The sequence below is a fragment of the Hymenobacter sp. NBH84 genome, from assembly GCF_014217645.1.
Taxonomy (GTDB): Bacteria; Bacteroidota; Bacteroidia; order Cytophagales; family Hymenobacteraceae; genus Hymenobacter; species Hymenobacter profundi.
In genome coordinates this window covers 355,304-377,229 of record NZ_CP043644.1, presented here as the reverse complement: position 1 = coordinate 377,229, position 21,926 = coordinate 355,304, and the positions used below count along the sequence as shown (strand labels likewise).

Annotated in this window: 22 protein-coding genes; 13 read left to right on the top strand and 9 right to left on the bottom strand. The window is 57.5% G+C overall.

All coding sequences use genetic code 11. The features are described 5' to 3' along the window. Nucleotides 1–42: 42 nt before the first annotated feature. Together F1C16_RS01600 and pth are read left to right on the top strand one after the other, a co-directional pair. The gene (locus F1C16_RS01600) at nucleotides 43–615 is read left to right on the top strand and encodes a 50S ribosomal protein L25/general stress protein Ctc (protein WP_185282646.1); all 573 of its coding nucleotides are present in this window, start codon (nucleotides 43–45) and stop codon (nucleotides 613–615) included. Nucleotides 616–742: 127 nt separating this feature from the next. Beyond that, nucleotides 743–1,306, top strand: a complete 564-nt coding sequence (gene pth, locus F1C16_RS01595) for an aminoacyl-tRNA hydrolase (protein WP_185282645.1) — start codon at nucleotides 743–745, stop codon at nucleotides 1,304–1,306. 108 nt (nucleotides 1,307–1,414) lie between these two features. On the opposite strand, the gene metG is transcribed toward pth, so the two are convergent. Continuing rightward, nucleotides 1,415–3,463 carry a methionine--tRNA ligase gene (gene metG, locus F1C16_RS01590; protein ID WP_185282644.1) on the bottom strand — a complete coding sequence of 683 codons (2,049 nt, stop codon included), beginning with the start codon at nucleotides 3,461–3,463 and terminating at the stop codon, nucleotides 1,415–1,417. 278 nt (nucleotides 3,464–3,741) lie between these two features. Here metG and F1C16_RS01585 point away from each other — a divergent pair, with 278 nt between their 5' ends. After that, nucleotides 3,742–4,242, top strand: coding sequence for a hypothetical protein (locus F1C16_RS01585; RefSeq protein ID WP_185282643.1), 501 nt, complete (start codon nucleotides 3,742–3,744; stop codon nucleotides 4,240–4,242). A 9-nt stretch (nucleotides 4,243–4,251) separates the two neighbouring features. Here F1C16_RS01585 and F1C16_RS01580 read toward each other — a convergent pair whose 3' ends face one another. The 3 genes from F1C16_RS01580 to msrB all read right to left on the bottom strand — a co-directional run bounded on the left by F1C16_RS01580 (nucleotide 4,252) and on the right by msrB (nucleotide 6,152). After that, complete coding sequence (locus F1C16_RS01580; protein WP_185282642.1) at nucleotides 4,252–4,602, bottom strand: hypothetical protein; 351 nt, start codon at nucleotides 4,600–4,602, stop codon at nucleotides 4,252–4,254. 131 nt (nucleotides 4,603–4,733) lie between these two features. After that, nucleotides 4,734–5,522, bottom strand: coding sequence for a DUF3050 domain-containing protein (locus F1C16_RS01575; RefSeq protein WP_185282641.1), 789 nt, complete (start codon nucleotides 5,520–5,522; stop codon nucleotides 4,734–4,736). A 66-nt stretch (nucleotides 5,523–5,588) separates the two neighbouring features. Then, nucleotides 5,589–6,152, bottom strand: a complete 564-nt coding sequence (gene msrB, locus F1C16_RS01570; protein ID WP_185282640.1) for a peptide-methionine (R)-S-oxide reductase MsrB — start codon at nucleotides 6,150–6,152, stop codon at nucleotides 5,589–5,591. 189 nt (nucleotides 6,153–6,341) lie between these two features. On the opposite strand from msrB, the gene typA reads away from it, so the two are divergent. Both typA and F1C16_RS01560 read left to right on the top strand, forming a co-directional pair. Continuing rightward, nucleotides 6,342–8,150 (top strand): translational GTPase TypA, encoded by a 1,809-nt coding sequence (gene typA / locus F1C16_RS01565; protein WP_185282639.1) that lies wholly within the window; start codon nucleotides 6,342–6,344, stop codon nucleotides 8,148–8,150. A gap of 149 nt (nucleotides 8,151–8,299) precedes the next feature. Continuing rightward, complete coding sequence (locus F1C16_RS01560; protein ID WP_185282638.1) at nucleotides 8,300–8,617, top strand: hypothetical protein; 318 nt, start codon at nucleotides 8,300–8,302, stop codon at nucleotides 8,615–8,617. Between the two features lie 50 nt (nucleotides 8,618–8,667). On the opposite strand, the gene F1C16_RS01555 is transcribed toward F1C16_RS01560, so the two are convergent. After that, on the bottom strand, nucleotides 8,668–8,946 hold the full coding sequence (locus F1C16_RS01555) for an acylphosphatase (protein ID WP_185282637.1): 279 nt from the start codon (nucleotides 8,944–8,946) through the stop codon (nucleotides 8,668–8,670). Between the two features lie 130 nt (nucleotides 8,947–9,076). Here F1C16_RS01555 and nagA point away from each other — a divergent pair, with 130 nt between their 5' ends. Further along, a complete protein-coding gene (nagA, locus tag F1C16_RS01550) occupies nucleotides 9,077–10,201 on the top strand; it encodes an N-acetylglucosamine-6-phosphate deacetylase (protein WP_185282636.1) in 1,125 nt (374 codons plus the stop codon). A gap of 185 nt (nucleotides 10,202–10,386) precedes the next feature. Here nagA and F1C16_RS01545 read toward each other — a convergent pair whose 3' ends face one another. Continuing rightward, nucleotides 10,387–11,202, bottom strand: a complete 816-nt coding sequence (locus F1C16_RS01545) for an RNA methyltransferase (protein WP_185282635.1) — start codon at nucleotides 11,200–11,202, stop codon at nucleotides 10,387–10,389. Between the two features lie 238 nt (nucleotides 11,203–11,440). Here F1C16_RS01545 and F1C16_RS01540 point away from each other — a divergent pair, with 238 nt between their 5' ends. The 7 genes from F1C16_RS01540 to F1C16_RS01510 all read left to right on the top strand — a co-directional run bounded on the left by F1C16_RS01540 (nucleotide 11,441) and on the right by F1C16_RS01510 (nucleotide 17,671). Then, a complete protein-coding gene (locus tag F1C16_RS01540; protein WP_185282634.1) occupies nucleotides 11,441–12,370 on the top strand; it encodes a hypothetical protein in 930 nt (309 codons plus the stop codon). A gap of 46 nt (nucleotides 12,371–12,416) precedes the next feature. Then, nucleotides 12,417–13,145: an endonuclease III gene (nth, locus tag F1C16_RS01535; RefSeq protein WP_258048988.1), complete on the top strand. Its 729-nt coding sequence runs from the start codon at nucleotides 12,417–12,419 to the stop codon at nucleotides 13,143–13,145. A 160-nt stretch (nucleotides 13,146–13,305) separates the two neighbouring features. After that, on the top strand, nucleotides 13,306–13,506 hold the full coding sequence (locus F1C16_RS01530; protein ID WP_185282633.1) for a hypothetical protein: 201 nt from the start codon (nucleotides 13,306–13,308) through the stop codon (nucleotides 13,504–13,506). A gap of 10 nt (nucleotides 13,507–13,516) precedes the next feature. Next, the gene (locus tag F1C16_RS01525; RefSeq protein ID WP_185282632.1) at nucleotides 13,517–13,789 is read left to right on the top strand and encodes a DUF167 domain-containing protein; all 273 of its coding nucleotides are present in this window, start codon (nucleotides 13,517–13,519) and stop codon (nucleotides 13,787–13,789) included. 56 nt (nucleotides 13,790–13,845) lie between these two features. Then, a complete protein-coding gene (locus tag F1C16_RS01520; RefSeq protein ID WP_185282631.1) occupies nucleotides 13,846–15,210 on the top strand; it encodes a 26S protease regulatory subunit in 1,365 nt (454 codons plus the stop codon). Between the two features lie 16 nt (nucleotides 15,211–15,226). After that, on the top strand, nucleotides 15,227–16,441 hold the full coding sequence (locus F1C16_RS01515) for a tetratricopeptide repeat protein (RefSeq protein ID WP_185282630.1): 1,215 nt from the start codon (nucleotides 15,227–15,229) through the stop codon (nucleotides 16,439–16,441). Between the two features lie 24 nt (nucleotides 16,442–16,465). After that, nucleotides 16,466–17,671: a tetratricopeptide repeat protein gene (locus tag F1C16_RS01510; RefSeq protein WP_185282629.1), complete on the top strand. Its 1,206-nt coding sequence runs from the start codon at nucleotides 16,466–16,468 to the stop codon at nucleotides 17,669–17,671. Nucleotides 17,672–17,774: 103 nt separating this feature from the next. Here the strand turns inward: F1C16_RS01510 and F1C16_RS01505 are convergent, their stop codons facing one another. The 3 genes from F1C16_RS01505 to F1C16_RS01495 form a co-directional block, all read right to left on the bottom strand. Next, nucleotides 17,775–19,175: an ammonium transporter gene (locus F1C16_RS01505; protein WP_374940588.1), complete on the bottom strand. Its 1,401-nt coding sequence runs from the start codon at nucleotides 19,173–19,175 to the stop codon at nucleotides 17,775–17,777. Between the two features lie 205 nt (nucleotides 19,176–19,380). Continuing rightward, nucleotides 19,381–20,583, bottom strand: a complete 1,203-nt coding sequence (locus F1C16_RS01500; RefSeq protein ID WP_185282628.1) for a threonine synthase — start codon at nucleotides 20,581–20,583, stop codon at nucleotides 19,381–19,383. A gap of 235 nt (nucleotides 20,584–20,818) precedes the next feature. Then, nucleotides 20,819–21,715: a LysR family transcriptional regulator gene (locus F1C16_RS01495; RefSeq protein ID WP_185282627.1), complete on the bottom strand. Its 897-nt coding sequence runs from the start codon at nucleotides 21,713–21,715 to the stop codon at nucleotides 20,819–20,821. Nucleotides 21,716–21,926 lie beyond the last annotated feature (211 nt).

The window sequence follows — 21,926 nt, the reverse complement described above, 5'->3', positions numbered from 1 at the left end:
CATGTGGGGTAGGCGTTCTATTTCTCTCAAACACACGTTTTTATGAAAAGCCTCGAGATTGTAGGGTTTAAAAGAGCGAATCTCGGTAAGAAAGATGCCAAGGCGTTGCGCCTGGAGTCGTATGTACCGTGCGTACTGTACGGCGGCGACGAGCAAGTGCATTTTTCAGCCCCGGCCATCCTGTTCCGCGAACTGCTGTACACCCCTGAAGTACACATTGTAGATCTCAACGTTGAGGGCACTACCTACCGTGCTATCGTGCAGGACGCGCAATTCCACCCCGTAAACGAAATGCTGCTGCACGTTGACTTCCTATTGCTGCAAGACGGCAAAGAAGTGAAGATGGATGTGCCCGTACAATACGTAGGCGTATCGCCGGGCGTACTGGCCGGTGGCAAGCTGGTAAGCAAGCTGCGTAAGCTGAAAGTGAAAGCCCTACCCGAAAACCTACCCGATTCCGTGAAAGTGGATATTTCGGACCTGGGCCTCGGCAAGTCAATCAAAGTAAGCAAAGTGGAGCCTGAGAACTACACTATCCTGACCAACCAGATGGCTCCTATCGCTACCGTGGCCATCCCACGTGCGCTGAAAGGCCAGATGGCCAACGAGAAATAAGTTACTGGCTTCGGCCACGTATCGTATACAAAAGAGCCGCTCCTACAAGAGCGGCTTTTTTTATGAACTGTAGAGCGTGTTCTTTGCAACTTCGTTCTTATAAGAGGCTAACCGCCTACCTTACCGCATGAAATTCCTCGTTCTCGCCCTCGGCAATATCGGGCCAGAGTACGCCGATACGCGCCACAACATTGGCTTTATGATAGCCGATTATCTGGCGCAGAAAAATGACGCCCGGTTTGAGCTAGGCCGTCATGCCTTCGTTACCGAAATCAAGCATAAGGGCAAAACCTTTGTGCTGGTGAAGCCCACTACCTACATGAACCTGAGCGGCAAAGCCGCCGCGCACTACCTCACCAGCCTGAAAATTCCGAAGGAGAATATGGTCGTGGTAACCGACGACCTGGCCCTACCCTACGGCAAGCTGCGCCTGAAAGGCAAAGGCTCGGCCGGTGGGCACAACGGTTTGAAAAGCATCCAAGAAAGCATTGGTTCCGACGAATACGCTCGCCTGCGCTTCGGCGTAGATGCCAACTTCTCGAAGGGTAGGCAGGTGGATTACGTACTCAATCCCTTCACCGCCGATGAGCAGATTGACCTTTCCACCCACATTGAGCGGGCAGCCGACGCGATTCTGTCGTTCGGCTTGATTGGCCTGGAACGCACGATGAACGTAGTGAACACGAAGTAGGGCGCCTTGCAGGCGCCCGTGGATAGGCGACACATAAAAAAAGCGTCTGTCATCCTTCGCTGCGCTCAGGATGACAGACGCTTTTTTGCGAACTGCTGCTGACCCTATTTACGCCACGCCTGAACCAGGCAGCACCGCGCTGCTCGGTTGCATCAACGACAATACACCATCAGCGTTTTCAGCCATCAGCAGCATGCCTTGACTTTGGATGCCTTTGATTTCACGGGGCGCCAGGTTAAGCAGCACTTGTACTTGCTGGCCAATGAGGGCTTCGGGTAGGAAATGCTCAGCGATGCCCGACACGATAGTGCGCGGCTCGGGTAGACCCAGGTCGACCGTTAGTTTCAGGAGCTTTTTGGTCTTGGCTACCTTCTCGGCGGCCGTGATGGTGCCGATGCGCAGGTCCATTTGCTGAAACTGCTCAAACGAAATGTCAGCCTTGGCGGGAGCCGCTACGGCGGCGGCTAGCTCGTTGGCTTTCTTGGTGTCGAGCAGCTTCTGCACCTGGGCTTCTACCGTGGCGTCCTCGATTTTGTCGAAGAGCAGGGCAGCGGGCTGGAGTTGGTGGCCAGCAGGTAGGGCGTCGGGGCGGCCAGCTTGTTGCCAGTTGCTTTTTTCCAGGTTCAACATCTGACCCAGCTTTTCAGCCGATGCGGGTAGGAACGGCTCTAGCAGCGTCACCAAACCAGCGGCCAGTTGCAGGGCCACGTGCAGTACGGTACCGGTGCGAGCTTGGTCGGTTTTGATGAGCTTCCAGGGCTCCATGTCGGCCAAGTACTTGTTACCGAGGCGCGTGAGGTTCATTAGCTCGTTCAGCGCGTCGCGGAAACGGTAGGCTTCGATCAGGTCGCCTACTCGTTGCGGGAACTCCGCGAGCTGGCGCAACACGTCTTCGTCTTCGGTGGTGAAGCCTACGGCTTCGGGCACTTTGCCTTCGAAGAACTTGTGCGTGAGCACCACGGCGCGGTTCACGAAGTTGCCGAGGTTGGCAACTAGCTCGTTGTTGTTACGCGCCTGAAAGTCTTTCCAGGTGAAGTCGTTGTCTTTGGTTTCGGGGGCGTTGGCGCAGAGCACATAGCGCAGCACGTCGGCCTTACCGGGAAAATCCTGGAGGTACTCGTGCAACCACACCGCCCAGTTGCGCGAGGTAGAGATTTTGTCGCCTTCCAGGTTCAGGAACTCGTTGGCCGGCACGTTGTCGGGTAGGATGTAGTCGCCGTGAGCCTTCAGCATCGTGGGGAAGATGATACAGTGGAACACGATGTTGTCCTTCCCGATGAAGTGCACCAGCTTGGTGCCGGCGTCCTGCCAGTAGGGTTTCCAGGCGTCGCCGGGCAGCAGGTCTTTGGTGGCGGAGATGTAACCAATGGGCGCATCAAACCACACGTAGAGCACTTTGCCCTCGGCGCCGGCTACGGGCACGGGCACGCCCCAGTCCAGGTCGCGGGTTACGGCGCGGGGGTGCAGGCCCTGGTCGAGCCAAGATTTACACTGGCCGTACACGTTGGTTTTCCAGTCCTGCTTGTGGCCGTCCACAATCCACTCGCGCAGCCAGGGTTCGTACTGATCGAGGGGTAGGTACCAGTGCTTGGTTTCGCGCAGCACCGGCTGGTTGCCGGAAAGCATAGAGCGCGGGTTGATCAGCTCGCTGGGGCTCAGCGACGACCCGCATTTCTCGCACTGGTCGCCGTAAGCATTTTCGTTGCCGCAATGCGGGCAGGTGCCCACAATGTAGCGGTCGGCCAAAAACTGCCCGGCTTTTTCATCATAATACTGCTCCGAAACCTGCTCGATAAATTTGTTATCGTCGTAGAGTTTGCGGAAAAAACCGCTGGCGGTTTCAGCGTGCGTTTCGGAAGAAGTGCGCGAGTAAATATCGAACGACACACCAAATTCCTGGAAAGAATCTTTGATGATGGCGTGGTATTTATCGACCACCTGCTGGGGCGTCACGCCTTCTTTTTGGGCGCGAATGGTGATGGGCACACCGTGCTCATCGGAACCACAAATGAACTTGACATCGCGCTGCTGGGCACGCAGGTAGCGCACGTAGATATCGGCCGGCAGGTACACACCCGCCAGGTGACCAATGTGCACGGGGCCGTTGGCGTAGGGTAGGGCCGCCGTAACGGTATAGCGTTGGGGAAGAGTTTGCATAGAAAGAGAAACCAAGAACAGTCGTCGCGGAGTGCAAACGGCGCGCAGAAGAGCGCCAATTTTCCGGCAAAGGAACGAGTAAAAAACAGGAGTTGCGGTGGTAACAAATTCTTAATGAATTTGTCCCCGCCACACGCACTACCTTTCGCCACAACAGTCGAGCCGCGTGCGCGTATCTGCTACCAAGAACATCTCATCTTTTTGTTTCCCTACCCATGAAAAAACTGGAGAAAAAACTGAAGACAGCCAAAGCTGATCTTATCAATACAAAAGCGTCTATGGTAGATACTGACAAGGCCGAGGGCAAGACCAAGAAGAAAAGCAGCCCCAAAGCCACGGAACTGGTAACCGACAACCGCGCCGAGAAGAAAAGCAGTCAGAAGAAAGCGCTGAAAGCCGCCGCTAAAGAGCTGCAAAAGGAGCTGGACAAGCGCATGAACGAGGTAGTAAAGCGCATTCGCAAGGAAACCAAAGCCAAGCTGAAGGAAGTGGTGCGCGAAGCCACCAACCGCCTCGATGCCGACACAGAACGCATGTTTGAGCAGGCCCTGCATACCATAGTGCGCCACTACGACACCCCTACCCCCGCCGCTTCCGATAGCATTGACACGGAAGAGCTAGCCGCCACGCCAGCTGATACGGAGGATGCCGCACCGAAATCAGCCGCCGCGCCGCGCCGCCGCGCCGCACCTGCTGCCACATCTACCCGCAGCCGGCCTTCACGCGCCAAAAAACCTGCCCCAACCACTTCGGCCGATAGCCCTGCCGATACGCAGTAAGCCTTAGTTTTACCGGGGCAACCGCAACGTATCTACCGGCGCCCCGCGCAGGCGACTAAGCCGCGTTTCGGTGGGTGTGTTGTTGGGTAGGTTAGTATTCAGGCTCTCGGGACGTTTGCGGGAGTTTACATCGCTGGCCTGCTGACCGGGCTGTACCCGGCCGGGGGTAGCATCAGGCGCAGTGCCACTGCCGAAACCCGCGTTGCTGTTGTAGGCAGCCTGGCGGTCGGCATCCGTCAGGATTTCGGCTGGTACGGCCGGACGGGCTACCTCCACGCCTTGCTCCTGCGAGATGGTGCAGGCCGAACTGCCAAGCAGCAACGACGCACTGAGAAACGAAAATAAAAATCGGGCTGACATACAGAACGGGCGCGTTGTGGGAGGTATTTTCTCCTACAACGCGCCCGTTCTGTATTCAGTTGCCAGTAATACCATTGTCATCCTGCGCAAGTGCAGGATGACAATGGTATTGGTTACTTCCAGCAAGTACATTATGCAGTCACCACGCCCAAGTCGGCCTGAATACCGTTCCAGAGGGCCACGCGGGCCTTCATACACTCGGCGGCCACGGTAGCGGCTTCCTGCCATTTCTGGGCATCATCGCCGCACAGTTCGCGCACCATTTGCTGGGCTAGCGGTGTGTGTACTTCTTCGTCCAGCTCGATGTGACGGTTGAGGTAGTACGCAAACGTATCGAGCTGGCCGGGGAAGCGCCGCTGCAAGTCAGCCACGAGGTGGCGAAACATATCCGGAATCACGTCTTCGCGGCCAAACGTGAAAGCCGCAGCCACGGCGTGCGGCTTGCCCGAGTCGATGATAGCAAACGTGCTCAGCACAAACTCCCGCACCGAGGCTGGTGCTTGCGCGGCTTCTAGAGCTTCGGCTACAGTTTTGCCCTCGGCCAGCGTCGCCAGCAAGCGCTCTGCCGGCTGGGTATCGGCACCGCACTCCTGCATGGAGCGCAGATACAGCTCGAAGTGGCTGCTAGGGCGGCCTTCAGGATCTACGTCGGTTTCCTCTTCCAGCACGATGTCGTTGATGAGGCGCCGGGTAGCGGGGTTGCCCTTGGGCACCCAGGGTAGAGTTACACACGTCAGCTCACGCTGCAACTCTTTCAGCAGCGACATGAAATCCCACACGGCAAAGACATGATGCTGCATGAACGTGCGCAAATCGTCGAGCGACGTGAGCGCATGGTACACACCATGGTCGACGAGTTGCTGACGGGCGGGAGCTAACTGCTGTTGCAGACCTTCTATGGAATTGGGATGAGCGGACATAAGTAGGAAAATAAAAAATGCCGCTAAGCCGAAGCTCAGCGGCACAAAAATACGGTTCAGCTTAGGTTATTTCGCTTTCTCGAAAGTCATGCCGTACGAATCCATGCAGTAGCGCAGGCCGGTAGGCTTAGGGCCATCGTCGAAGACGTGGCCAAGGTGGCCGCCGCATTTGGCACACACAATCTCGTCGCGGCTCATGCCAAAGGTTTCGTCATCGGTCACTTTCAGGCTATTATCGGTAGCAGGTGCCCAAAAGCTCGGCCAGCCCGTGCCCGACTCAAACTTGGTGCTGGAGTTAAACAGCAAATTGTGGCAGCCGGCGCAGTAGTAGGTGCCCTTGGCGTGGTTATCCCAGTAAGGGTTGTTGTACGCGCGCTCGGTGCCTTTCTCACGCAGAATGTAAAATTGCTCGTCGGTGAGTTGTTTTTTCCATTCAGCGGTGGTTTTCTGCACCGGAAACTCGCTGGGCTTTCCCGTCACGGGCTTAGGCGCAGCATATTTCTTATCCACGTTGTTGACGGTGCGGGCCGGCACGTCGGGGCCATTGGGGACGGTTTTGGTTTTATTCTGAGAACAAGCCGTGGTGCTGATGCCAAGGGCTAACAGCAAAGCCAGCAAGGAGGTACGCATGAGGGTAGGAAATGAAAGGCCGGAGGAGACAACGGGTAGGAAACCCGTCTGTAATGAAACGTACGCAGTTGGCTTTGCGTTCGGTTCTGTCACGCAGCGCGGCTCTTTCAGTCACAGTGAGTTATCTTTTTGTTGCTGTGCGCTTTTGCCGCTAAAAATGCGTACCTTTGCACCCGCAAAACCCTTTGTATGCAGAACATTCGGAACATCGCAATTATTGCGCACGTTGACCACGGCAAGACTACGCTGGTGGACAAAATCATTCATGCCTCGAAAATCTTCGACGAACACCAACAGTTCGACGACCTGATTCTCGACAACAACGACCTGGAGCGCGAGCGGGGTATCACCATCGTTTCCAAGAACGTGTCCGTCCGCTATAAGGACGTTAAAATCAACATCATTGATACTCCTGGTCACGCCGACTTCGGTGGTGAGGTAGAGCGCGTACTGAAGATGGCCGACGGCGTATTGCTGCTCGTCGACGCCTTTGAAGGCGCCATGCCCCAGACCCGTTTCGTGTTGGGCAAAGCCATCGACCTGGGCCTGAAGCCCATCGTGGTAGTAAACAAGGTGGACAAGGAAAACTGCCGTCCCGACGAGGTACACGAGCAGGTATTTGACCTGATGTTCAACCTGGGTGCCTCGGAAGACCAGCTCGACTTTGTGACCCTTTATGGTTCGTCGAAGCAAGGTTGGATGAGCACGGACTGGAAAGTACAGACCGACAACATCATCCCGCTGCTCGACGCTGTGGTAGCTTCTATCCCCGCTGCACCAGTGTTGGACGGCTCGCCCCAGATGCAGGTTACCTCGCTCGACTACTCGTCGTTCGTAGGTCGTATCGCTATCGGTCGTGTGCACCGTGGTACGCTGAAAGAAGGCGGCAACATGAGCCTAATGAAAGCTGATGGCTCGGTTAAAAAGGTAAAAATTAAAGAGCTTCAGATTTTTGAAGGTCTTGGCCGTGTGAAGGTTCCCGAAGTTAGCTCGGGCGAAATTTGCGCCGTAACGGGCATCGAAGGCTTCGACATTGGCGATACAATTGCCGATCCGGACAACCCAGAAGCCCTACCCCGCATCAGCATCGACGAGCCGACGATGAACATGCTGTTCACCATCAACAACTCGCCGTTCTTTGGCAAGGAAGGTAAGTTCGTGACCTCGCGTCACCTGCGTGACCGTCTGTACAAGGAAACTGAGAAAAACCTAGCCCTGCGCGTGAAAGACACCGATAAGGAAGACTCCTTCCTGGTGTATGGCCGCGGCATTCTTCACTTGTCGGTACTCATCGAAACGATGCGCCGCGAGGGCTACGAATTGCAGGTAGGCCAGCCCCAGGTACTGTTCCAGGAAGACGAGAGCGGCCACCGTTTGGAGCCCATCGAGCACTTGGTAGTAGATGTGCCCGAGGAAACCGCCGGTAAGGTGATTGAGCTGGTGACGATGCGCAAGGGCGAGCTGACCATCATGGAGCCGAAAGGCGACTTGCAGCACCTGGAGTTCAACATTCCGTCGCGCGGTCTGATTGGCTTGCGTAACAACGTGCTGACCGCTACCGCTGGTGAGGCCATTATGAACCACCGTTTCGTGAAGTACGAGGCCCACAAAGGCAACATCCCCGGCCGTATCTCCGGCTCGCTGATTTCGCTGGAAACGGGTCCCGGCACCGCCTACACCATCGACAAGATGCAGGACCGCGGCGAATTCTTCGTGGATCCAGGTGAGGAAGTGTACGCTGGCCAGGTTATCGGTGAGCACACCCGCCCCAACGACTTGACCATCAACATCCAGAAGGGTAAGAAGCTAACGAACATGCGTGCCTCGGGTACCGATGACAACGCCAAGATTGTTCCGAAGCGTCAGTTCTCGCTGGAAGAAGCCATGGAATACATCCAGAAGGATGAGTACCTGGAAGTGACGCCGAAGTCGGTACGGATGCGTAAGATCTACCTCGACGAAAACGAGCGTCTGCGCTACGCCAAGCAGGCTGACTAGTTCTTAAAAGAACTGTTAGCTGATGGCTTTTAGCCTTGAGTTTGTAAAAGGGACGCAACCGCGGAGGTTGCGTCCCTTTTCATTTTTCGGCTTTATCAACTGCCAGACCGATTACGTATCTTAGCCTACTGGCTTACGCTTTATACTATATGGATTCCGAGAACCGCAATAAGCGCGACCTACCCGAAGTGGTAGCTGATATTCTGATTACGCTAGAGCAAGTGCAGCAACAACAGGCACAAATGCAGCAACAGCAAGCGCAAATGCAGCAAGATATGAACGAAGGCCTCGCGCGGCTTAACAACTCTTTCGACCGCTTGACAGAGGCCGTGATTGATGCTATGAATCGGCAGACAGCGCGCTACGATGGTGTGGCTACCCAGCAAACTCAGCAGCATACCGATATAGAGAGCTTGCAGCAGCGCATTGAGCGGTTGGAGAAAACCGTGTACAACAAGGCCAGTTAGGCAGATTACATAGTAAAATAGAAGAAGGCCCGGCGCACGCCGGGCCTTTTTTAATGGCGTCTCACTTCGAATTCAGTGTAGCCCTGTACTTCCCCTACCGCTTCCTCTACCCGCTCTACCTTGGCGGTGCTGGGGCCGTGCTTACACCAAGTGGCCAGCTTGTTCAGCGCCTCCGCAGGCCCTTCGGCCTCAATTGTAACGGTATTATCATCGTTGTTGCGGGCGTAGCCAGTGAGGCCGAGTAGGCGCGCTTCCTGTTTTGCGCTCTGCCGAAAAAACACGCCTTGTACGCGTCCATGAATGCGAAATGTGCGGTGTTCGTGTGCCATAACGTATGCCTACGGTAGGGCAAGGAGGCAGGTTGAGCGTGAGAACATCAACTGCTTTCAATACCCTACCTACTCATCGCCGTTTAGTAGCTTATCACAACGCTTCCCTACACCCGCTTACTCCGCAACCATGTCCTACCTGCTCACCAATTGCACCATCTACAGCGGCACCACTGTTTTGCACGACCACGCCGTGCTGATTAAAGGAAGCCACGTGGCCGCTATTGTACCCGAAGTGGCCGCTCACGCCGATATAGACCGCGTAGATGGACGCGGCTGCAACGTGAGCCCCGGCTTCATCGATTTGCAGATTTATGGCGGTGGCGGGGCGCTGTTTTCGGTTGATCCGACGGTGGAATCGTTGCAGAAGCTACAGGCCTACGTGCGCCGCCATGGCACCACCAGCTTCCAGGCTACTATGCCCACCAACTCGCCCGAGATGATGCGGGAAGCGCTGCAAGCTGGCCACGACTACCAACAAGCCGGGTACCCCAGTCTGCTAGGTATTCACCTAGAAGGTCCCTACATCAACCCCGTCAAGAAAGGCGCGCACCAAGAAGAGTTCATCCAACAGCCCGCTACCGATGCAGTGGCAGAGTTACTTACGATAGGCAAAGGCGCCCTACGCATGATGACCCTGGCACCTGAGGTAACCACGCCGGAAATAGTAGCCCTGCTGCGTCGGGCTGGAGTAGTCTTGTCGGCGGGGCACTCTAATGCAACGTATGCACAGGGCGCGGCGGCGTTCAAAGGAGGTTTTACTACGGCCACGCACTTGTTCAATGCCATGTCGGCGCTGGAAAGTAGGGCGCCGGGACTGGTGGGCGCCATCTACGACGCCGATTCGGCCCACGCCAGTATCATTGCCGATGGCGTGCACTGCGATTTTGCAGCCGTGCGCATCAGCCACAAAATGCTGGGCAAGCGGCTGTTTCTTATTACCGATGCCGTGGAAGCCGGCACCCACGGCGCCTACCGCTTCCGCCGGGCCGAGAACCGTTTCGTGGATGAAAACGGGACGCTGGCCGGCTCAGCCCTCAGCATGATGGATGCCGTGCGCAATTGTGTGCAAGAGGTGAGACTACCCCTGGAAGAAGCCCTGCGCATGGCCACCCTCTACCCCGCCCAGGTCCTCGCCCTCGACGATGAGCTAGGCCTCATCCAACCGGGCTACCGCGCTGATTTATGCCTATTTAATGCTGACTATGAGGTGCAAGGCACTGTGCTGGCAGGAGAGTTAGTTTGGAATGGGTAGTGAGATGGTGAAATGGTGAGTCTGTGAAGTGGTGAATACAAAAGCGTCTGTCATCCTGAGCTTGCGAAGGACCTTATGCCAATTGAACGAGTCATTGGTACGCTGGTCGTTCCCGCGTGATAAGGTCCTTCGCAAGCTCAGGATGACAGCCGTAATTTTTACTCACTACTCACAATTTCGCAACTTCACAAACTCACCATTTCACCTCTCTGCCGCACGGCTTCAAACGTCAGTATCGCAGTGGCTGTACTTACATTGAGAGAGTCGATGGCGCCGCGCATGGGGATGATGATGGTTTCGTCGCAGGCCTCGCGCAGCTCGGGGGTCAGGCCGTCGGCTTCGGTGCCCATTACGAGAGCTGTAGGGCCACGAAAGTCGCGGGTAGTGTAAGGTAAAGCCGCGTCGGTGAGGGCAGCGGCGTAGGTGCGGATGCCATACTTTTGGCACCACGCCAGTAGCTCGGGCCGAGAGGTGGCTATTGTAGGCACCGTGAAAATGCAGCCAATGCTGCTGCGGATGGCGTTGGGGTTATAAAGGTCGGTGCGTGGGTCGCAGACGATGACGGCGGTAGCCTGGGCGGCGTCGGCGGTGCGTAGGATGGCACCCAGGTTACCGGGCTTTTCTACGGCTTCCAGCACCAGCAACAGTGGATTGGAGGGTAGATGAATGTCGGCTAGTGTGTGGTGGGGCGGACGTACCAAGGCCAGCACACCATCAGAGCCTTCACGATAGGCCACGCGCTCGAACACAGCTTTCGATACGGTTACCCACTCCGTGCTTTTGTCAAGCGCCGCGGCGAGGGTAGACGGTTGCGCAGCGCCGGCCAGTTCGGGGCAGATGAACACGGTGGGCACCACTACACCTGCCTGCCGCGCCACGGTCAGTTCCCGCAGGCCTTCTACAATGGTCAGGCCCTGCTGGCGCCGTTCCGACGACTTTTGCTGCAACCGTAGTAGGGCTTTGATACGTGGATTCTGGGGGCTGGTGATGAGGTCAGACATGGTGGGCAAAGATACGGGCGGGTTGGTACCGACAGGCAATAAGTTGGACGTTTGCGATTGGCTTAGTCTCATACCATACCCAAACTTTCCAACGTTATGCAACCATTGGATAGCCAGTGGTTATCCATGTGCTAATGGTTTGGCCGTTCCATCAATTTTCGGCTAGCAGCGTAGCAAAATTAATTTTACCTTCATGCCGACCCCGTTTTTTTGGGCTTCTGTTTTTTCTCTACGTCCCATGACTTGCCGCTCCTTTCTCTTCGCCGTACTCTTGCTGGGTGCGCCCGCCGCATGGGCGCAGCAGGAGGGCCCTCGCCAACTCAACACGCTGCCGCAAGCAGCCCCCACGCCCGTAGCCGCCCCCGACACGGTGCGGCCCCAACTGGCGCCGCCGCCCACCGTATCGGAGGCCGAGATGCGCCAGCAACAGCGGCAACGCCAGATGCAGAGCCTACCCCCGGCCAATACTAGCCGCTACGCAGTGGGCTTGAAAAGCGGGCAAGTATACCGCGCCTACGACGTTGAAATCAAGCAGCCCGTGTTTGGGCGCAACTTCCTGCTGCTTGACGGTCAGCAGCGCATCGACTTCGATCAGGTGCGGTATTACGAAGATGAAACCGGCTTCTATGTGCGTACTACCCTACCTAAGTCGCGCCGCGAGGCTACCCTGCGCCGCGACCGGGTAGGCCGCCTGAGCCTCTATTCCATCACGCGCACGCAGTACGCGGGCGGTAGTCCTTTCGGGTATAGCCCGTTTGGCTACGGTGGCTTCGGCATGCCATACGGCGGTGGTTTTGGGGGCTATCCTTATGGTGGCTACCGAACCGTTAAGACTACCTACTTCAGCAAGGAAAACGGCCCGGTGCAGGATTTGAACATACGCAACCTCGGCGTAGCCGTATCCGACAACGCCGGCGCCAGCGCCCTGCTGGCTCAGGCGCGCCGCTACCAAACCATCACTACCCTTAGCTACGTGGCTGCTGGCGGCTTGCTGGTGGCTGGACTGGTATCCTCGTTTAACCCCAACCCGGGCCAGTCTGCTGTTTCGCCGTTGGTATATGCCGGCATCCCGCTGCTGATTGTGCCGCTGGTGTTGCAAGGCAAGCAGCAAAACAGCATCAGACAAGCCATTACGATCTACAACAGCGGCAACAACGCCGGTCGGTAAAGTAGCGTGGGCAACCTTGCAGTCGGCGCTTTGCGTAGGCAAACAAGTGAAGCCCTCTCCCGCCGCCGCCGACTCCCCTACCTTCGAAGCCCGCCAGGAAAAGGCGCTGCTGGTACACGCGCGCCTCTGCGCCGAGTACGGCGCGCCTTTTCCGTTTTTCAGTGAGAAAGATCCGCTGAGTGAGCTCATCAGCTCCTTGCTTTCGCACCGCACCAAAAACCAGGATTCGCACCGCGCCTACCAACAGTTGCGCGCCCGGTTTCCGACTTGGGATGCCGTGCGCGATGCCCCTACGGCGGAGGTAGAAGCGGCCATCAATCCCTGCACCTGGCCCGAACAAAAGGCCCCGCGCTTGCAAGCCGTGCTGCGCGAGGTAAGCACCCGCTGCGACGGCCCCTGCCACTTGGAATTTCTGGGGGATATGCCCATTCCAGAGGCCCGCGCCTGGTTGGAACAGCTGCCAGGGGTAGGCCCCAAAACCAGCGCCGCCGTGCTGCTGTTCAGCACGTTGCACCGGCCCGCCATGCCCGTCGACAGCCACCACCACCGCGTGGCTCAACGCTTGGCTCTGATTGGCCCGAAGGTAGGCGAAGGCCCTGCGCACGCCCTATTGGCGGCCCTCCTACCCCCCGATTGGACCGCCCAGCAAGTCTACGACCACCACGAAGCCCTCATGTTTCATGGGCAAAAGTGCTGCTACTATGCTGCCCCTGCCTGCGGGCGTTGCGTGGTACTCGATCAGTGCCCTTTTGGGCAGGCCCGGGTAGGAGGTTGATTGTTTGATGAGCTGGTATGTTGATATGCTCATGGTTTGGTGTGCTAGGGTGCTAATGGAGAATACTGTCCCATCATTTCAACCATCTGAAAAAAACGGCGTTTCAATACTGTGTGCCGAAACCAGTAGATAGCACACCCTCATATCAAACAATCAACTAATGAAGCAGACATATGGCGTTCCAGCCCTCGTTTCCATGTTTTTGCCCGGTTTGGGCCAACTGATTAAAGGCCAGATCCTGAAGGCGTTGTTCATTTGGGTGATTAGCGGCGTGGTCGGTTTTTTCTTGTGGTGGACGGTTATTGTGCCTTTCCTGGTATGGGCCTGGAACGTGTACGACGCCTACAACGACCCCGCGTAAGGAAGCTGTTTTGGCCATTCTGCACCTCAAAGCCAAGCCCAACGCCCGCCGCAACCAGTTGCTGGCAGCTCCCGATGGCACCGTTACGGTGCGCCTGCAAGCACCCGCTCAAGATGGCAAAGCCAACATTTGTCTGCTGGCCTACCTGGCTGAGCTGTTCGGCATAGCGAAATCAAGCGTTGAGCTTCTGAGTGGTCACACGGCACCTTATAAAAAAGTAGCCCTCCATGATGTGTCAGAAATTGACTTGCAAACGGTTTTGCAGCAATATAACACAGATTAGTTAGCACAAAACCGCGAAAGGGCGTAGCTTGCAAGTACAACGATTCGTGTTTACTTATGGCTACTTTACCCGATCCATCCGCTATTCAACCACTGCTGGAAGCGCTTACCTTCTCGCCAGATAATCTACCCCTTCGCAAGCACGTAGCCGGCCTGCTAGTACAGGCACAACGCCTGCCCGAAGCCGAAGAATTGTACCGCACCGGCTTGCGGCAGGCACCCGCCGATACGGATTTGCAGTTGGGTCTGGCTGAGGTTTACACGGGTTTGCACAAGACCTCAGCAGCGTTTGTAGTAGTAGAAGAACTACTGACCAGCGCCCCAGAACACGCCCGCGCCCACTTGCTGCACGCCCGCCTGCTTGCCCAAACCGGCCAGCAGGTAGCCGCTCGTGAGGCTTACGAAACCGCTCTGCACTATAACCCTACCCTGGAAGACGCCGCATTGGCGGCCCAACTGCGCGAATCGGCCACACCTGTGCCCGCACAAGGCCCGCGCCCCACCGACAGCGCGCCGGTGGTAGACGAACAAGCTCTGTTTGCGGGCCTCGAAAAGCCCAAGATCAACTTTGCCGATGTGGGCGGCATGGAAGCGGTGAAAGAGGAAATTCGCCTCAAAATCATTCATCCGCTGCAATTCCCGGACCTCTATAAAGCCTACGGCAAAGCCACCGGCGGCGGACTGCTGCTGTATGGCCCGCCCGGCTGCGGCAAAACCCATCTGGCCCGCGCCACCGCCGGCGAGGTGCAAGCCTCGTTTATCAACGTGGGCATCAACGACATTCTGGATATGTGGTTGGGCAACAGCGAGAAAAACCTGCACCAGCTGTTTCAGATGGCTCGGTTGCAGGCGCCGTGCGTGTTGTTTTTTGATGAGGTAGATGCCCTGGCTGCCAACCGCCACGACTTGCGCCAGAGCGCGGGCCGCACGGTTATCAACCAGTTTCTGGCCGAGTTAGATGGCGCCGTTAGCGCCAACGACGGCGTACTCATCATGGCCGCTACCAATGCGCCTTGGCACTTGGATGCGGCCTTCCGCCGTCCCGGCCGCTTCGACCGCATTGTGCTCGTAACGCCCCCCGATGAAGCTGCCCGTCAGGCAGTGCTGGAAGTTATGCTGCGCGAAAAGCCCCTGGCTGCCAACGTGCAAGTAGCAGCGCTGGCCGCCAAAACCGCCGGCTTTTCTGGCGCCGATCTCAAGGCCCTGGTAGATGTGGCCATTGAAAACCGGTTGCGGGAATCGATGAAGCAGGGCCGCCCCCTACCCCTAGAGCAGGCCGATTTTCTGCAAGCCATTGGTCAGGTGCGCCCCAGCACCAAGGAGTGGTTTGCCACAGCCAAAAACTACGCGCTCTATTCCAACGAGGGCGGCGTGTACGACGACATCCTGACGTATCTAGGCATCAAAAAACCGCGGGAGTAGCCCAACGGCTTGTGTGATGAGGCAGGAAGAAGAATGGTTTGCCCGGGCAGCGCTCCTGCTTCAGCACCACCGCCCCGCCGACGCGGCTCAACTGGCCATGCGCCGGCTTCAGCAGGAACCGTACGACGTGCAGGCGCATCTCACGCTAACGGAGGCGTTGCTGCGGCAGCGCCGGTTGTCCGAAGCGCTGGAAATGAGCCGCACAACCATTGCACTGGCCCCCGAGGAGCCCAGCGCTTTCTTCCTGCTGGCCCAAGTGCAGCACCTGCTCAGCCGCTATATGGCCGCCGATGAGGCCATTATCCAGGCCCTACGCCTGCGCCCCGATATGGTGCGGTATTATGCTTTGCGGAGCCAGATTTTGTGGTTTGCGGGCTTATATGCGGCCGCTACCGAGGTAGCCTATGCGGGGCTCAACCTGGAGCCCCAGCATGCGGGCAACTTATTGTGGTTGGGCATGGGCCTCAACAAACTGCACGACTACACCACCGCCGACGCCGTGTTTACGCAGCTGTTGGTGCTGGCACCGAGCACGGCCATCGTACGGCTCAACGTGGGCTCGGCGCTGCTGGAACGGCAGCAAGCCGCTGCCGCCCTACCCCACTTGCGCGAAGCCCTTCGCCTCGACCCTACTTTACAGGTAGCGCACCGCCTCTTACAGCAAGCTATCCACGACACGCACTGGTGGCGACAACCTATTATGTGGGCCGTCGCGCAGAAAAATAAAATTCAGCACCATTGGCAAGCGCCGCATCTTCGGAGCAAGCTGTGGGCGGTTTGCCTGACGTTGTGCTGCTGCTTACTACTCCTACCCCTGGCTGGTGCGTGGTTGCTGAGTGCCGTGCTGGACTGGCGATACCAGCAAGAGCAACGCGCCCCCACGCCCACCGATGCCTGGTTTTATGGTGGGCTGATCTGGGGAGGCTTCACCATCGCTAGCGCTGCTCTGTTGCCAGCCAGCCTACCGTTGGTGTGGGCACTGGTAGGAGGCGGGCTGGTTTTTCCGCTGCGCAACGCATGGCGGCGCTTCCGGGAGGGCGACAAGCGGCTTCCCCTGGGCTTCCTGTTGCTACTCTCGCCGGGTGGTAATGCCCTGCTTATGCTACACGGCTTTTGGCAAAATCCTGACCCTGCCACCGAAAGCCGGAGCTTCCTGGCTATTTTTGGTCTTTTCCTGCTGATTTATCAGTTATTCCGGCCCGCTAAACCATATGCTCAGCAACAAGAGTAGCAGGCCCCACTTACGCTGTTCTTCATGCCCGTAACTCACTGGACCGAACGCATCCTGCTGCTCCTACGTCAAGAACGTGCTCCGCAGGCCGAGCAGGAGCTGCGCCAGATGCTGCACGACGACCCTACCGATGCCCTGGCGCACGGCTGGCTGGGCATGGCCTTGTTGGAGCAAAACAAGTTGGAAGAAGGACAGCAGGAAGCGGAGTTGGCCATCCACTTGGCGCCGGAATACGATTTTGCCTACTACCTGCTTAGCCTGGCCCACCTGCGTCAGCACCGGCCCCAGGAGGCCCAGCAGGCCATTGAGCAGGCGCTGGCGCTGGACCCCGCCGACCCCAACTACCACCACACGCTGGGCATCATCCGGTTTCGGCGGGGGCAATGGGAAGCTGCCCTGCGCGCTGCCGAAACCGGCCTGCGCTACGACCCCGCCCATATCGACTGCCTGGGGCTGCGCGGACGGGCACTGGCTCGCCTGGGTCGCCGCGCCGATGCCGCCGACACGCTCCAAGAGGCCCTGCGCCACGACCCCGACGCGGCCGGCACCCACGCCGATGCCGGCTGGGTAGCCCTGGAAGCTGGCCGGCCTAAGCAGGCGCTGGGGTTCTTCCGCGAGGCCCTGCGCCTTCACCCTACCTCCGATTACGCCCGCGAAGGCTTGGTAGAAGCCCTCAAAGCGCGCTACTGGCTGTACCGCGGCTTCCTGAAATTCGCGTACTGGTCTACTACGCTGAGTGATGGCACCCGCCGAGCCTTGTTTATTGGATTATGGGTGCTGGCGCGGTTCGTGCCGCTGCTACTGCCTTTGTACTTGCTACTAGTGTTCATGAGCTGGTTTGCTGATCCGCTGTTCAACTCCTTGCTGCGCTTAAACAGCCACGGCCGCCACGCCCTCAGCCCCGACCAGGTGCGCCAGTCAAACCAGTTTTTGGTGCTACTGCTGGGCGGCACGGTGGCGGTGGCAGGCGGGCTACTGGGTCAGTTGCCGGCCGTGGAGTTGCTGGGCTATGCCACGCTGGGGCTACTGTTTCCGGTAGTGGGCACATGGCGGCTGCTGGCACCCAAACGTCAGCGCCAGTCGATGTGGTTTGCGGGCGGCCTGGCGGTGGTAGGGCTCATAGCCGTCGGCTTAGTGGCGCTTGGCTTGCCACAAACCTACGTTACGCCCGCGCTGGCTTTGTATTTCGGTGGCCTGGTGGTGTACGTCTGGACGTATGCGTTGCGATAGAAAACTTTGCTCTGAAGCTGTTTAGACTTAAAACATGCTGTAAACACGAACGTCCCGCATTCATAAGGCGGGACGTTCGTGTTTACAGCGTACTTCTTCGCGTTTACCGAGAAATCAGCTCTGGCTCCGACTCATGTTGTGCCGGACTCTTGCGGAAGGTGCGCTCATACTCCTCATCAACGTGGTAGGTCGATTCTTCGTGCTGGCTCAGGTCGAGGCCTAGTTCCTCGTCGGCTGGTTTCACACGTAATCCGAAGATGCTGGCCGTTATTTTCAGCAAAATCCAGGAGCCTACAAAGGTGTAGGCTACTACGATAACCAGCGCCAGCACGTGGTAGCCAAACGTGGTAGCCGACCCATGAATCAGCCCTACTTTATCAGCAAACACACCCGTGAGCAACATGCCTACGATACCGCCCAGGCCGTGGCAGGGGAAAACGTCGAGGGTATCGTCGAGGGTGGTGCGGCTGTTTTTCCAGTGCACGGCGGCGTAGCTAATCAGCGAGGAAATAACCCCGATGAAGATGCTGTGTCCGCTTTGCACGTAGCCGGCCGCGGGCGTGATGGCCACCAGGCCTACTACCGCCCCGATGCAGGCGCCCAGCGCTGTGGGCTTGCCGCCCCAAATGGTTTCAATCAGCATCCAGGCAATGAGGGCCGCCCCCGAAGCCAGGGTAGTATTCACGAAGGAAAGAGCTGCTATATCGTTGGCGCCCAGCGAGGAACCAGCGTTGAAGCCAAACCAGCCGAACCACAGTAGACCAGTGCCCAGCATGACGTAGGGCACATTAGGCGTCGAGAAAGAACTCTGACGAATGTGCGTAGAGCGGCGCCCCAGCACCATGGCCCCAGCCAGAGCCGCAATACCGGCCGAGATGTGCACCACCGTACCACCCGCAAAATCGAGCACACCCCACTGTCGCAGGAAGCCCTCGGGGTGCCAGGTCCAGTGGGCCAGCGGGCAATAAATGAACAGGCTGAACAGCACCATAAACGCCAGGTAGCCCTTGAAACGCACGCGTTCCGCAAACGAACCGGTAATCAGGGCCGGCGTGATAACGGCGAACTTCAACTGAAACGCGAAGAATAGCACAAACGGAATAGTAGCCGCAAACGCCGGATTGGGCGCCGTACCTACATTACGAAGGGCTATAAAGGTCAAAGGATTACCAATCAATCCGTGCCAGGAGTCGCCGTAGGCCAGCGAGAAGCCTACCAGGTAGAACAGCACCGTGATAACGCCCATGGCTACAAAGCTCTGGAGCATGGTGCTGATAACGTTCTTGGGGCGCACCATACCGCCGTAGAAAAACGACAGGCCCGGCGTCATAATCAGCACGAGGGCGGTAGCGGTAAGCATCCAGGCAACGTCGGCGCCATTCAGCGAATCGGGCGCGGCGGCGGGGTGCTCCATGGGCACCAGCGCTACTACTAAACTAATGGCTACCAGCGCGAATAGCGAAAACAGGGTGTAGCTTGGCCGTAGAGTAGAAGGGGAAGACATACGTAGAGGTGATTGAGAGGACCAGGGGGTATAGTTTCCAAGGGCAATATACACTTGAAACGCATTTTTCATCCAGATACCCTGCAATACTTACCCCCTTTTTCTCAAAAACATCTATTATTTACGATTTATACCTATAAAGTTTATATCAAACAACACGTAATACTGCTCTTTTCCTTTTTCATCTTCTCTCTCAGTATTTTCTCTACCCCCTGGCCCTACCAAGAACATTATCCAGATATTTCTGACCTGATCCAGTGTTTAGTAGCAAAATTTGCTCGTCGGGGCTGATAGTGCCGGCAGCTAGCAGATGACGCGCGGCCATCCACACGGCGGCGCCTTCGGGCGCTACAAACAGGCCCTCTAGCTGGCCTAGCTCGCGCATTCCTTCCAGCATATCTTCGTCGGAAATGCTTACCACCGTGCCGCCGGATTCTCGCAATACGCGCAGCATCATTTGCTCGCCCAGGGGGCGCGGCACCGCGAGGCCATTGGCAATGGTAGGCTGTCCCACATAAGCGGCGCAATTGGCCTGACGACCGAAATAGGTGTCGGCCAGCGGCTGGCAATTCTCGGCCTGCACGGCTACCATGCGTGGTAGCTTCGCGTTTTCAGGGAGCCAGCCCAGCACCTGCATCTCCCGGAAAGCCTTCCAGATGCCAATGAGGCCAGTCCCGCCGCCAGCAGGGTAGAGCAGCACGTCGGGCAGTTGCCAATCGAGCTGCTCGGCCAGTTCATACCCCATGGTTTTCTTGCCTTCGAGGCGGTAGGGCTCCTTTAGGGTAGACACGTCTAGCAGCTCGTTGCGGCTATTCAGCTCGCGCACGCGGGCGGCGCAGTCGTTGATGAGGCCATCCACGAGATGCACCTCGGCCCCATACCAGTAGCATTCTTCCCGAAAAGCTGTGGGCGTGTGGCGCGGCATCACTACCACGGCGCGCAGGCCAGCGCGGGCGCAGTAGGCCGCCATGGCCACGCCCGCGTTGCCAGCCGTGGGGATAATGCACCCCGTACTTCCCAGCTCCTTTGCTTTCGACACAGCCATGCTCAGGCCACGGGCTTTAAAGGAGCCGGTTGGGTTTTGACCTTCATCTTTGAGCAATAGCTCGCGCAGATTATAACGGCCCGCCAGCTGACGCAGAGGTAGAATGGGCGTGAAGCCTTCACCCAGCGTCACCTTGTTTTCGTCGTCGAGCAGGGGCAGCATGGCCCGGTAGCGCCACATGGAGGCATCGTGCACGTTGATGGCCGCGGCGCGAGTCAAGCGCGGGCGCTGGTCGTACACTGCCTCCAGCGGCGCCGCGTGGCACTCCGACACGGTTTGCAACAGGTAGGCAGTGTGAGGCTGGCCGCACACCGAGCAGTGTAGCTCGTGCAGACGAGAAATGAGTTCAATGGAAGTCAGCATAGTAGTAAAGTCTACGCAAAACTCCGCCCTGTTCATTCCTGAACCTAACAGCTATTTGGAATAGGCTATGCCAGTTTGGAATACTGGTTTTGTATGTGCGTCTGTCATCCTGAGCAAAGCGAAGGACCTTCTCTCGCGTGAACGAGTCGTTGTTATGACTATCGTTCTTGCGTGAGAAGGTCCTTCGCAAGCTCAGGATGACAGACAACTTCAACCGCTCATCTTCTCTATCCCCTCACCGATAATACCGTTGCGCGAACTGCACGAAGCTCTTGTAAGGCAGGTTGTTTTCGGTGCCTTTGCGCTGCACGAAATCGAAGTGACGCACCAGGTTCAGGTCGTGCACGGGCACTTCTACCAGCTCGCCGGCTGCCAGCTCTTTCATCACCGCTTGGCGTGGTAGGAAGGCCAGACAGGTATCTACGCGCACAAAGTTTTTGAGCGCCTCGGTGCCACCCAGGCGCACCTTCACGGGTAGGTCAGTCAGCTTGATACCTTTCTCCGAAAGGGCTTCTTCCAGCACTGCCAGCGTGCCCGAGCCTACCTCCCGCAGAGCCACGGGCACCCGAAGCAAGTCCTTCGCCAGCAACTCTTTCTGCCGAAACGGGTTGCGGGCCGAGCATACTGCTACTACCTCGTCGGTGAGCAAGGGCGTGTAAGTGACGTTGCTGACTTTGTGAATGCCTTCAATAATGCCCAGGTCGATTTCGTGGTCGAGCAGGGCTTTGAGGATGTTCTCGCTGTTGCGGTTTTTAAGCGTGAGCTGGGTGTTCGGGAACTTGCTGAGGTAAGCCGAGAGCACCGGCGGAATCACGTAGAGCGAAATGGTGGTGCTGGCCCCAATGACCATGTGCACCTGCGGCGAAAACGCCTCGCTGAGCGCCGCCATGTCGCGGTGCAGCTCGTGCTGGAGTTGCCGGGCCAGCAGCAGCTTCTGGTAGAGCAGTTCGCCCGCGGGCGTCAGCTTTACCGTGCTGCCAAGGCGCTCAAACAGCCCCGTTTTGTAGTGCTCTTCCAAGGCCTTTACCTGCTTGCTCACCGCCGACTGCGTCACGAAAAGCGTTTGGCTGGCCTTGGTGAAGCTCAGCTGCCGGGCCACTTCCAGAAAAACTTCGTGCGGGTAGGAAAGCATCCAGCAAGTTTACTGTTTACAGCGAATTTCAGACTTGTACACGAAGCAAAAAAGCTTGCTTGTGCACGCCAGCAGCTGGCAGGTAAGGAGCGGCTCGATCTACATTATACGCTTTCGGGCTTCTGGCTTACCTTTGTCCTATCGTTATGACGATCTACCTTCTCGCGCCCATTCCTACTCCACCCTGAGCAGCTTTGGCTCAGTTTCTCGG